Origin of the sequence: Oerskovia rustica, assembly GCF_014836555.1 — a bacterium.
GTDB lineage: Bacteria > Actinomycetota > Actinomycetes > Actinomycetales > Cellulomonadaceae > Oerskovia > Oerskovia rustica.
The window spans coordinates 149,981-161,431 of sequence record NZ_JACSQQ010000007.1 but is presented as its reverse complement, the minus strand read 5'-3'; the positions used below and the strand labels follow the sequence as shown (position 1 = coordinate 161,431).

At 73.2% G+C, this 11,451-nt stretch carries 9 protein-coding genes; 6 read left to right on the top strand and 3 right to left on the bottom strand.

All coding sequences use genetic code 11. From position 1 onward, the window contains the following. Window positions 1–120 precede the first annotated feature (120 nt). Entirely contained in the window at window positions 121–2,487 is a 2,367-nt protein-coding gene (locus H9652_RS06140; protein ID WP_191795456.1) for an arylsulfatase, read from the bottom strand. A gap of 138 nt (window positions 2,488–2,625) precedes the next feature. On the opposite strand from H9652_RS06140, the gene H9652_RS20235 reads away from it, so the two are divergent. Further along, window positions 2,626–4,881, top strand: coding sequence for a LuxR C-terminal-related transcriptional regulator (locus H9652_RS20235; protein WP_191795455.1), 2,256 nt, complete (start codon window positions 2,626–2,628; stop codon window positions 4,879–4,881). Between the two features lie 4 nt (window positions 4,882–4,885). Here H9652_RS20235 and H9652_RS06130 read toward each other — a convergent pair whose 3' ends face one another. Beyond that, the gene (locus tag H9652_RS06130) at window positions 4,886–5,206 is read right to left on the bottom strand and encodes a carboxymuconolactone decarboxylase family protein (RefSeq protein ID WP_030153209.1); all 321 of its coding nucleotides are present in this window, start codon (window positions 5,204–5,206) and stop codon (window positions 4,886–4,888) included. Window positions 5,207–5,465: 259 nt separating this feature from the next. On the opposite strand from H9652_RS06130, the gene H9652_RS06125 reads away from it, so the two are divergent. Genes H9652_RS06125 through H9652_RS06105 form a run of 5 tightly spaced genes read left to right on the top strand, consistent with a single transcriptional unit; the run spans window position 5,466 to window position 8,241 of the window. After that, window positions 5,466–5,915 (top strand): DUF6325 family protein, encoded by a 450-nt coding sequence (locus tag H9652_RS06125; protein ID WP_191795454.1) that lies wholly within the window; start codon window positions 5,466–5,468, stop codon window positions 5,913–5,915. Window positions 5,916–5,942: 27 nt separating this feature from the next. Then, a complete protein-coding gene (locus H9652_RS06120; RefSeq protein ID WP_191795453.1) occupies window positions 5,943–6,236 on the top strand; it encodes an SHOCT domain-containing protein in 294 nt (97 codons plus the stop codon). A gap of 27 nt (window positions 6,237–6,263) precedes the next feature. Further along, the gene (locus tag H9652_RS06115; protein ID WP_191795452.1) at window positions 6,264–6,647 is read left to right on the top strand and encodes an SHOCT domain-containing protein; all 384 of its coding nucleotides are present in this window, start codon (window positions 6,264–6,266) and stop codon (window positions 6,645–6,647) included. A 24-nt stretch (window positions 6,648–6,671) separates the two neighbouring features. Beyond that, window positions 6,672–7,403, top strand: a complete 732-nt coding sequence (locus H9652_RS06110) for a hypothetical protein (RefSeq protein ID WP_191795451.1) — start codon at window positions 6,672–6,674, stop codon at window positions 7,401–7,403. Between the two features lie 4 nt (window positions 7,404–7,407). Beyond that, on the top strand, window positions 7,408–8,241 hold the full coding sequence (locus H9652_RS06105; protein ID WP_191795450.1) for a bestrophin-like domain: 834 nt from the start codon (window positions 7,408–7,410) through the stop codon (window positions 8,239–8,241). Here the strand turns inward: H9652_RS06105 and H9652_RS06100 are convergent. Next, window positions 8,226–11,414 carry a bifunctional [glutamine synthetase] adenylyltransferase/[glutamine synthetase]-adenylyl-L-tyrosine phosphorylase gene (locus H9652_RS06100; protein WP_191795449.1) on the bottom strand — a complete coding sequence of 1,063 codons (3,189 nt, stop codon included), beginning with the start codon at window positions 11,412–11,414 and terminating at the stop codon, window positions 8,226–8,228. The two genes, H9652_RS06105 and H9652_RS06100, sit on opposite strands and share 16 nt — an antisense overlap. Between the last annotated feature and the right edge of the window lie 37 nt (window positions 11,415–11,451).

The following is an 11,451-nucleotide window of genomic DNA, read 5'->3' as shown; positions in this document are numbered from 1 at the left end:
CCACCGGACCACTTGCCCGGGGCGCGCCCGGCGAGCATCCCGCCCGCCGGCGCCGCTCCCCCTGCGAGGTGAGCGGCGCCGTCGGGCCGTGCGCGGGTGGGAAAGCCCCTCGCCCACCCGTCACTGGCGCGCCATCGCGATCCGCAGGCGCTCGTCCGGGTCGATGAAGTGGTCGTGGTCGTCGGTGCCCAGGTCGATCTGGACCCAGCCGATCCTGCCCGTGAAGCGGCTCCCCCGGGTCGTGTAGTCGGACGTGACCGGGGTGCCCGACTCGTACCCGACGTCGGTCGTCTCGTCCGCGGAGAAGATCATGGGCTGCGTCGCCCCGACGCGCCCTGCTCCTGCGACCTCGCCGTCGTAGTAGAGGGTGACGTCGCCGCCCTTGGCGAGGCCGCCGCCGTCGTACGCGAACTCCATGCGGACCTGGTGCGTACCAGCGGGGACAGCGTGGTCAGCGGTGACCACGAACTCCTGGATGCCCAGGACGTTGTAGACGAACTTCGCCCGCCCCTCCTTGGCGTACAGCGACCACCCGCCGAACCGGCCGCCCTGGGCGATGATCACGCCCTCGACGCCCGCGGCCGGGACCTCGACCTCGGCCGTGACCGAGAACGAGCGGTTCTTGATGCTGACCACGCTGCTCTCCGAGAGCCTCCCCATCCCGGCGAAGAACTGCTGCGACGTGCCGTGGACGAGCGTGGGGCGACCTGCGGACGCGGGGTCCAGCCGTTCGCCCGTGCGGTCGTCCATGGGGAGCACGCCGTACTTGGTCGCCTCGATGAGCCACAGCCGCTGGAGCCCCGCGAGCCTCTCGGGCTGCTCGGCCGCGAGGTCGTGCGCCTGGCTGAAGTCGGTGCGCCCGTCGTAGAGCTCCCAGACGTCGTCGTCGAACGCGGGCACCTCGCCGCCGACCAGGAGCCACGGGGTGCGGTGCTTGGTCACGGCGCTCCAGCCCTTGAAGTAGATCCCGCGGTTCGCGAACATCTCGAAGTACTGCAGGTCGTGCCGCTCGGGGCTCTGCGCGTCGTCGAACGCGTAGAGCATGCTCGTGCCCTCCATGGGCGACTGCTGGACCCCGTTGACGCTCGTCGGCTCGGGCAGCCCCGCGGCCTCGAGGATCGTGGGGGCCACGTCGATGACGTGCGTGAAATGCGAGCGCAGGCCGTCGCCCTGCGTGATGCGCTCGGGCCAGTGCACGATCGTGCCGTTGCGGGTCCCGCCCCAGTGCGAGGCGACCTGCTTGGTCCACTGGAACGGCGTGTCCATGGCCCACGCCCAGCCGACCGCGTAGTGGTTGTACGACGACGGCGACCCGAACTCGTCGACCTTGGAGCGAAGGAACTCCGGCGTCTCGAGCGCCGCCATGCCGTTGAAGTTCGCCATCTCGTTGAACGCGCCGTTCAGGGTCCCCTCGGCCGAGGCCCCGTTGTCGCCGATGATGTAGTAGATCAGCGTGTCGTCGAGGATCCCGAGGTCGTCGAGGGCGTCGACGAGCCGACCCACGTGGTGGTCGGTGTGCTCGAGGAACCCCGCGTAGACCTCCATCTCCCGCACGAGCACGGGCTTGAGGTCGTCGGGCATCTCGTCCCACGCCGGGATCTGCGGGTTGCGCACCGTGAGCTCGGCCTCGGCCGGGACCACGCCGAGCTCCTGCTGGCGCGCGAACGTGCGCTCGCGCTGCACGTCCCAGCCGTCGTCGAACTGGCCCGCGTAGCGGTCTGCCCACTCCTTGGGGACGTGGTGCGGGGCGTGCGTCGCGCCGGGCGCGAAGTACACGAAGAACGGCCGGTCGGGCATGAGCGCCTTCTGCTGGCGCACCCAGCCGACCGCACGATCCGTGAGGTCCTCGGTCAGGTGGTACCCCTCCTCGGGCGTGGCGGGCGGCTCGACGGGGGTCGTCCCGTCGTACAGCGCGGGGTCCCACTGGTTGTTCTCCCCGCCGATGAACCCGTAGAACGTCTCGAACCCGCCGCCGCCCGAGGGCCAGGCGTCGAACGGCCCCAGGGGTGAGGTCTGCCAGACGGGCACCTCGTGGCACTTGCCGAACTGGGCCGTCGAGTACCCGTTGAGCTTGAGGGTCATCGCGAGCGGCGCCTTGGTGTTGGGGCGCACCGAGCTGTTGCCGGGGGCCGACGTCGCGGTCTCGGTGATGCTGCCCATGCCGACCGAGTGGTGGTTGCGGCCCGTCAGCAACGCCTGCCGGGTCGGCGCGCACAGCGCGGTCGTGTGGAACCGGTTGAAGCGCAGCCCGCCGGCCGCGAGCCGCTCCGCGGTCGGGGTCCGGCACGGGCCGCCGAACGCGCTCGACGCCCCGAAGCCCACGTCGTCGAGCAGGATCACCAGGACGTTCGGAGCCCCTTCAGGGGGCAGCAGCGGCTCGATGGGCGGGTACGACGTGTCGGGATCCTTCGCGTCGTACGTCGTGAGCCCGGGAGCAGGCCGGTCCGGGATGGGCAGCATCGTGCGGGCGTGCTGGTCGGGACGCATGAGGGACTCCGCTCGGTCGGCGACGAGACGTGGATGCGTCCCACGCTAGGAACGTCAACGCCCCGGGGCATCCCCCAGACCAGGTGATCCCCCGGCTCCCCCGGGCGCTCCGGGGGTCGGCGCCCTATCGTGAAAGACGTGAACGGAGAGCCGTGGACGGCACCGACGACAGTGGAGCTCGACCGCCAGCTCCTCGACGCCAAGTTCACCGTGCCCGGGACGGGCGCGCCGGTCGTGAGCCGGGCGCCCCTGATCGACGCGGCGCGCGCGAGCGGACGGCGCGTCGTGGGGGTCACCGCTCCTCCGGGCTACGGCAAGTCCACGCTTCTCGCCGAGTGGGCCGCGAGCGACCCGAGGACGGTCGTGTGGATCACGCTCGACCGGTTCGACGACGCCCCCCTGACCCTGCTGTCCGTGCTGGCCGCCGCCGTCGCCCGCCACGGGATCGGGCTGCCGGACCTCGGCGCGGACATGGCCGGCCCCGACGCCTCGCTGCTGGGGCGGGCTGCCCCCCACCTGGCGTCGGTCCTCCGGACGAGCCCTGCCGCCTTCGTCCTGGTGCTCGACGACCTGCACGAGGTCCGGTCCGCGGCCTGCCACGACGTGCTGGGCATCGTGGTCGGTGGCATCCCCGACGGGTCGCAGCTCGTCGCCGCGAGCCGCGACGAGCAACCCCACCTGGCGCGGCTGCGCGCGACGGACGAGACGGTCGAGGTCGGGGTGCACGAGCTCGCGCTCGACGCCGAGGGCACCGCTCAGGTGTTCGCCGCGTCGGACGTGCCCCTCACGCCCGACGTCGCGGACGCCGTCCGGACGCGGACCGAGGGGTGGCCCGTGGGGGTGCACCTCGCGGCGCTCGTCGCACGCGACGGCGGGGACGGCGCGGACGCGGCGGCCGTCACGGGCACCGACCGGTACGTCGCGGACTACCTCCAGCGGGAGGCGCTCCGACGGCTGCCCGACGAGACGCGGCAGTTCCTGCGCCGCACCGCGATCCTCGACGACCTCACCGCCCCCCTGTGCGACGCCGTCCTCGGAGAGAGCTCGTCGCTGCGGCACCTGCGAGAGCTCGAGTCCGCGCACCTCTTCCTCGTGCCGCTCGACCGGCACCGCCGCTGGTTCCGGTACCACGCCCTGTTCCGCGAGCTGCTGCTCGACGACCTCCTGACGGCAGAGCCGGACCTCGCCGACGACCTCCGGGTCCGGGCGGCCGACTGGTACGAGGCGAACGGCTCCCCGGCGCGTGCCGTCGAGCAGCTCCTCGCGACGGGCGAGCGCGAGCGCGCCGCCAGGCTCGTCACCCGGATCGTCATGTCCCTCTTCCAGGGCGGCCAGATCTCCACGATCGACCGGTGGTTGGGCGTCCTGGGCGACGACGCGATCCGCAGCCACCCGCCGCTCGCGGTGCTCGCCGGCTACGTCGCGGTGTACGAGGGGCGCGCCGGGGTCGCCGAGCACTGGGGAGCGGTCGCCGACGCGGCCACGTTCGACGGCGCCCCCGGGGACGGGTCGGCCTCGTTCGACTCGGCGCGGGCCATGTTCCGGGCCCTGCGGTGCCCGGACGGCCCGCAACGGATGCTCGACGACGCCGGGGTCGCCCTGACGGCCGAGCCCGAGTGGAGCTCGTGGCGCGACACCGCGCTCGTGATGAGCGCCGACGCGCTCCGCCTGACCGGCGACGACGAGTCCGCCGTCCGACACCTCGAGCTCGGCGCCGAGGCCGCGAGCGCCCTGGGCGACGCCGACACGCTCGTGTACGCCGAGTCGCAGCTCGCCGACCTCGACATGGACCACCGTCGGTGGGAGAGCGCCAGGACCCGGGTCCAGCGGGTCCTCACCATCATCGAGACCCATCGGCTGGGCGACTACCCCACGAGCGCGCTCGGCTACGCCGTGGCCGCTCGCCTGGCCCACCACGACCATGACCCCGCTCTGACGAACGACCTCCTGACCCGCGGGATGCGCACCAGGACGTTCTGCACGTACGCGTTCCCCACGCTCGCCGTGCGCGTACGTCTCCGCCTCGCGCGGACGAGCTGGGCGACGGCGGACGTCGCCGCGGTCCGCCACCTCCTGCGCGAGATCGACGACGTGCTGCTCCGCCGGCCCTTGCTCGGCGTGCTGACCGACGAGGTCGCGGACCTGCGCAAGTCCTTCGACGCGGCCGAGCACACGAGCACTGCCGTCGGCGCCGGGCCGCCGCTCACGCCCGCGGAGCTGCGGCTCCTGCCCTATCTCCAGACCCACCTCACGATCCGGGAGATCGGCGAGCGACTCTTCGTGTCGCGGAACACCGCCAGCTCGGAGATCGGTTCGATCTACCGCAAGCTCGGCGTCTCGAGCCGGAGCGAGGCCGTGAAGCGTGCGCTCGACAGGGGTCTGCTGGGCGCGTGAGCGCTCACCCCGGCTCGCGCGCGTCGAACGGGTCGTAGCCGAGCGCGAGCGCGAGCTTGGGAGCCGCGGCCACGACGGCCGGCAGCCCGACGATGGGAATGGTCGCGGCGAGGACGTCGACGATCTCCGCGGTGGTCGCACCTGCCGTCACCGCTTCGTCGACCTCGCTGCCGTACGTCGGCTCCGCCCCGCCGACCGCGACGAGCGCGGCGAGTCGGATCAGCGCGAGCGTCTTGGGCTCGAGGACGGTCGACTCGAGCTCCAGGTCCTCCTCGAGGCGCGCGTCGTTGATCGCGAAGCGCCGAAGTCGGTCGGTGTAGTCCACGGTCTGGCCATCCTCTCGCCCGGTCACGTCCTCCCATTGCCGCACGCCCTCCGGGGGGCTCGCATCACCCCGATCACATGATCCGGTCGCGCCGTCCCGGGGCCTCGCGACCAAGTTCATGCGGTTCGCATGACGACGCAGACCGCCTGGCGCCGGATCCTGGGCAGGAGCGACACGACACGTGCGACCTCTCCCCGCACCGGGCACCTGGACGTCCGGGGGACGGCGGAGAGGTCCCGGAGGAGAGGACCGACGACCCATGACCCAGGACCCGAACGACCTGCAGGACACCGGACCGATCGACTACCTCGTCGTCGAGTTCGAGTCCGACGCCATGACGGGCGAGGCCTTCCCCCTGCTCGTCGACCTCGTCGAACGCGGGACCATCCGTGTCCTCGACCTGCTCGTGCTGCGCAAGGAGGAGGACGGGAGCGTGGTGGGCGTCGAGCTCGACGAGCTCGCCGACGGATCGACGGGCCTCGAGATCTTCGCGGGTGCCTCGTCGGGGCTCCTGGGGCACGAGGACCTGACCGAGGCCGCCGAGGCGGTCGAGCCCGGGCGGACGGCGGCGGTCCTGGTCTACGAGAACGTCTGGGCGGCACCCTTCGCGTCCGCCCTGCGCCGCGGCGGCGCCCAGCTCGTCGCGAGCGGGCGCATCCCGGTGCAGGCAGTGCTCGCCGCGCTCGACGCCGCCGAGAACGCCACCTGACCCACGTCCCGACAGAGGAGGAACACCATGCCCGGACTGATCCGAGGCGTCGCGCGAACCGCCGTCGTCGCCGGTACCGCGACCGCCGTCTCCAACCGCGTCTCCCGCCGACAGGCAGGCCGCTGGGCCGCCCAGGAGGAACCGCCTCCGCAGCAGGCGCCGCAGCCGACCTACGCCGCGCCGCCGCCTGCCCCCGCACCCGCACCGGCCGGCATGGACGCCAAGATCGCCCAGCTCACGCAGCTCGCCGCGCTGCGCGACCAGGGTGTGCTGAGCCCTGCCGAGTTCGAGGCGCAGAAGGCTCAGATCCTCGCCGGATGACCGGCACCCACCTGAGGAGGAATTCGCATGGACAGCTTCATGGACTGGTTCTGGCTGATGGTCTGGTGGTTCTTCTTCTTCATGTACCTGATGATCCTGTTCCGGATCCTCGCCGACCTCTTCCGTGACCACACGCTGAACGGCTGGTGGAAGGCGCTGTGGGTCGTCGCCCTCATCGTCGTCCCGTTCGTCTCCGCGCTGATCTACATCATCGCCCGCGGGCGCGGGATGGCCGAGCGCCAGATGCAGGACATGTCGCAGGCCAAGGTGCAGACCGACGCCTACATCAGGGGTGTCGCAGGCACCGACTCCTCGCCGGTCACACAGATCGCCGACGCCAAGGCCCTGCTCGACTCGGGTGTGATCGACGAGAACGAGTTCGCCACGCTCAAGGCGAAGGCCCTGGCCTGAGGGTCGGGGCCGCACAGGACCGACGTGACCGGCACGGCCGCCCCGGACGGCCCGACCGACGCCGCCGACCGCGGGAGCAGCGACTCCCGCGGCCCGGCGGCGTCGGTGCATCGGCACCTCGAGCTCGTCGCCGCGGTGCTGCTCGCGATCGCGACCGTCATGACGGCGTGGTCGGCGTTCCAGAGCGCCCGCTGGGGCGGTGAGATGGCGACGGCGTACAGCGCGGCCGGCGCGGCGCGCACCGAGAGCAACCGGGCCTCGACGCGCGCCGGTCAGGAGACGATCATCGACGTCCAGCTCTTCACCGACTGGCTCAGCGCGCTCGACGCCGAGCAGGGCAGGGTCGGCCCGGCCCCCGGCTACGAGCCGGACCCGTCGACCTACTCGGGGTTCCTCTACGCGCGCTTCCGCGAGGAGTTCCAGCCCGCGGTCGAGGCGTGGGTCGCGCAGGACCCCTCGACCAACCCGGCCGCACCGCCCAGCCCGTTCGCGATGGACGAGTACGTCCTGGCCTCGTCACAGGAGTCGCAACGGCTCGAGAAGAAGGCCGACGTGCTGGCCGCACGAGCGCACCAGGCGAACGGCGTCAAGGACAACTACGTCCTGGCCACGGTCATGTGCGCGTCGGTGCTCTTCTTCGGCGGGATCGGCGCCAAGCTCTCGTCCCCCCGGCTGCGGCTCGCCATGGTCGGGCTCGGCACGGTGGTGCTGCTGGCCACGCTCGGAGTCCTCCTCGCCTACCCGATCAAGGTGTGAGGCCATGAACATCCTGATCGCCACCCTGGTCACGGTCGGCGCGACCGCGATCACCGTCACCGCGATGCTGCTCGTGCGCTCCCGGGCGCCCGAGGGCAGCCGGTTCCACGACGGCGACCGGGCGTCGGGGGTCTTCGGGGTGCTCGCGACGGGCTTCTCGGTGCTGCTCGGCTTCATCATCTTCCTGGCCTTCGAGTCCTACGACGACGCCCGCAGCGGTGCCGAGGAGGAGGCCCAGGTCGTCGCGCAGCAGCTCCAGACCGCGCAGTTCCTCCCGCCCGACGCCGCGGCCGAGCTCTCGGGGCAGCTCGTCTGCTACGCCCGGTCGGTCGCGACGACCGAGTGGGAGGCCATGGCCGACGGCAGGCTCGGGGAGGCCGTGAACCCGTGGGGCGTCGAGATGTTCCGCACGATCCGCGGCGTCGAGCCCGCGACCGACACCGAGCAGTCCGCGTACGACCGGTGGATGGACCAGACCTCCGACCGGGAGCAGGCGCGCCAAGCGCGTGTCCACGGCGCCGAGGGCCTGATCCCGCTGCCACTGTGGCTCGTCCTGTTCGTCATCTCGGCGACGATCTTCGTGTTCATGCTGTTCTTCGCCGACTCGGGCGAGGGCGCCGTCACGCAGTCGGTCCTCATGGGCAGCGTGACGCTCGTGATCGCCCTGATGCTGAGCCTGCTCGTGTTCTTCGACCATCCGCACGGGCACCAGGTGGGCAAGCTGCAGCCGGTCGCGATGCAGCGCACGCTCGTGCTGATCGACCAGCAGGTGAGCGCGGCGGGCCTGACGGTCGACGCGCCGTGCGACGAGCAGGGCGGGGCTCAGTCCTCGCCGTAGAACACGCGTTCCATGACGGCCCGGGCCCGTCGCGCGGTCCGCAGGTAGCGCTCCTCGAGCTCGGCCCCGGACTCCTCGTCGCCGATGACGCGCGCGAGCCCGGACAGCGCCCGGATCTCGTGCGGCAGGACGTCGGCCGTCGGGCCGCCCGAGCGACCGGACCAGAGCACGAGGGCGCTGCGCAGCCGCGACGCGAGGTGCCACGACTCCCCCAGGGTCGCGGCGTCGTCGGGCGTGACGATGCCCGCGTGCGCCGCGGCCTCGAGCGCGTCGATGGTCGACGTCGTGCGCAGGCCGGCGACCTCGTGAGCGTGCTGGAGCTGCAGGAGCTGGACCGTCCACTCGACGTCCGAGACGCCGCCCCGGCCGAGCTTGAGGTGCCGCGACGGGTCGACGCCGCGCGGCAGCCGCTCCGACTCGACGCGGGCCTTGATGCGCCGCACCTCGCGCACGGTCGCGGCATCGAGCCCGCCCGCCGGGTAGCGCAGCGGGTCGACGAGCATCATGAACCGCTCGCCGAGCCCCGCGTCCCCCGCGGCCGGTCGGGCGCGCAGCAGCGCCTGGGACTCCCACGCGGCCGACCAGCGGTCGTAGTACTCGGCGTAGGAGTCGAACGAGCGCACGAGCGGGCCGTTGCGTCCCTCGGGGCGCAGGTCGGCGTCGACGGGCAGCCCGGGCTCGGGGCCCATGTCGCCGAGCAGCGAGCGCAACCGGGTCGCGACGACGAGCGCGAACGCCTGTGCGTCGCGGTCGCTCGCGCCCTCGGTGGGCTCGTGCACGAACATGACGTCGGCGTCCGAGCCGTAGCCCATCTCGCGCCCGCCCAAGCGACCCATGGCGATGATCGCGCACCGTGCCGGGTCGTCGTCCGGGCCCGCGACGCCGAGCTCTCCCCGGGCGACGAACTGCGCGACCCGCAGCCCGCCCACGAGGGCGAGGTCTGCGGCGTCGGAGATCGCGCGCGCGGCGTCGACCGGGTCCACGACGCCGAGGATCTCCGCGGCCCCGGTGCGTGCGAGCTCGCGACGGCGCACGGCCCGCAGCGCCGTGGCGGCAGGGGCAGCGACGTCGGCGCGCGTGAGGATCGCGTCGGCCTCCTTCGCGAGACGCTCGGCCCCGCGCGGGACGAGGTCGGCGTCGTCGGCGAGCCAGGCCACCGACTCGGGCGAACGGGACAGCGCGTCGGCCATGTACCGCGAGCTCGAGAGGAGCGTCGCGAGCCGGTACGCGGCCGAGCCCGAGTCCCGCAGCAGCTTCAGGTACCAGTGCGTCGAGCCGAGCTCCTCGGACAGCTTGCGGAAGTTGAGCAGCCCCGCGTCCGGGTCCGCGCCCTCGGCGAACCAGCCGAGCATGACCGGCAGGAGCTGGCGCTGGATCGCGGCACGGCGGCTCACGCCCTCGGTCAGCGCGAGCACGTGCCGCATCGCGCCCGCCGGGTCCCGGTAGCCGATCGCCTGGAAGCGCGCCTTGGCCGCCTCGGGCGCGAGGCTCGCCTCCTCGGCCGAGAGCTGGGCCGTGGCCGGGAGCAGGGGCCGGTAGAAGAGCTCCTCGTGCAGCGCGCGCACCTCGCGGCGCGTGGAGCGCCACCGGTCGAGCAGGCCCTCGGCGCCCTCGGCCCGCATGCCCAACGACCGTGCCAGACGACGCAGGTCGTCCTCGCCCGTCGGCACCAGGTGCGTGCGGCGCAGCCGGAAGAGCTGGATGCGGTGCTCGAGCGAGCGCAGGAAGCGGTAGCAGACCGCGAGACGCGCTGCATGCTCGCGCCCGACGTAGCCGCCCGCCGCCAGGGACGCGAGCGCCGTGAGGGTGCTGGGGCTGCGGATCGAGTCGTCGGCCCGCCCGTGCACGAGCTGCAGGAGCTGCACCGTGAACTCGACGTCGCGCAGGCCACCCTTGCCGAGCTTGAGCTGGCGGTCGGCCTCGGCGGCGGGCACGTGGTCCTCGACCCGGCGGCGCATCGCCTGGGAGTCCTCGACGAAGTTCTCACGCGTCACGGCCGACCACACGAACGGGTTGATCGCGTCGTGGTACGCCGCCCCGAGCTCGCGGTCGCCCGCGACCAGGCGCGCCTTGAGCAGCGCCTGGAACTCCCACGTCTTGGCCCAGCGCTCGTAGTACGCGAGGTGGCTCGCGAGCGTGCGCACGAGCGGGCCGTTCTTGCCCTCGGGGCGCAGCGCCGCGTCGACGGGCCACAGCGGCGGCTCCGACGACGTCCCCTGGCAGGCGCGTGCGAGGCCCGTCGCGAGCCGCGCGCCGACGCTCGTCGCGTAGGCCTCGTCGTACCCCTCGGCCGGCTCGGCCACGTAGATCACGTCGACGTCCGAGACGTAGTTGAGCTCACGGCCGCCGCACTTGCCCATGCCCATGACCGCGAGCCGCACGCCCGCCCCGTGGTCGTCGAGCTCGGAGCGCGCGATCGCGAGCGAGGCCTCGAGCGCGGCGGCCGCGAGGTCGGCGAGCGCCGCCGCGACGGCCGGCAACCGCGTGAGCGGTTCGCTCGACGTGAGGTCGGTCGCGGCGATGCGCAGGAGGCGGGACCGGTAGGCGCGGCGCATGGCGTCGGTCGCGACGGGGGCCGGCAGCGCCGCGACGGGCTGGTGCGCCTCGGGGTCTGCCTCGACCGCGCGCAGCAGCTCGGCGCGGACGGCGCCCGCGTCGACCCCCGTCCCGGACGCCGGGTCGGCGACGACGGCCAGCAGGTCCGGGTGGGACACGAGCTCGTCGCCCAGCGCGACCGACGCGCCGAGCACCGCGAGCAGGCGGTCGCGGCCCGAGGGGACGGGGGCGTCCTGGGTGCTGGACGTGCCGGACCCACCGGCGCCGGTGCCCCCGTCCTCGACCACGGCGGCCTCCGTCACCGACCGCTCCCCTGCCCCCGTGAGCAGGTCGCGGAACGTCCGGCACGACGCCTCGTCCCCGGCCGCAGCGGACGACAGCCGCGCGAGCTGGAGCAGGGCCAGGTCGGGGTCCGCGGTCGCGCCGAGCGCGACCAGCACGTCCTCGGGCAGCGGCCCGAGGACGCCCACGAGGTCCTTGTCGTCGAGCAGCGACGCCGAGCGGGTCACGTCGGCGAACCCGAGCCGGCGCAGGCGCGAGGTCAAGGTGGGGCGGCGCGACCCGTTGGGTGCGCCGATGCGCCCGAGGGGCGTGACGTCGTCGGGCCCCGAGGTCATGACGACCACCGGGACCCGACCGACCGACGGGAGGACT

Excerpts from the sequence above, each read along its gene's own strand:
- H9652_RS06140 (WP_191795456.1), bottom strand. The coding sequence starts at position 2,487 with ATGCGTCCCGACCAGCACGCCCGCACGATGCTGCCCATCCCGGACCGG.
- H9652_RS06125 (WP_191795454.1), top strand. The coding sequence starts at position 5,466 with ATGACCCAGGACCCGAACGACCTGCAGGACACCGGACCGATCGACTAC.
- H9652_RS06120 (WP_191795453.1), top strand. The coding sequence starts at position 5,943 with ATGCCCGGACTGATCCGAGGCGTCGCGCGAACCGCCGTCGTCGCCGGT.
- H9652_RS06115 (WP_191795452.1), top strand. The coding sequence starts at position 6,264 with ATGGACAGCTTCATGGACTGGTTCTGGCTGATGGTCTGGTGGTTCTTC.
- H9652_RS06105 (WP_191795450.1), top strand. The coding sequence starts at position 7,408 with ATGAACATCCTGATCGCCACCCTGGTCACGGTCGGCGCGACCGCGATC.
- H9652_RS06100 (WP_191795449.1), bottom strand. The coding sequence starts at position 11,414 with ATGACCTCGGGGCCCGACGACGTCACGCCCCTCGGGCGCATCGGCGCA.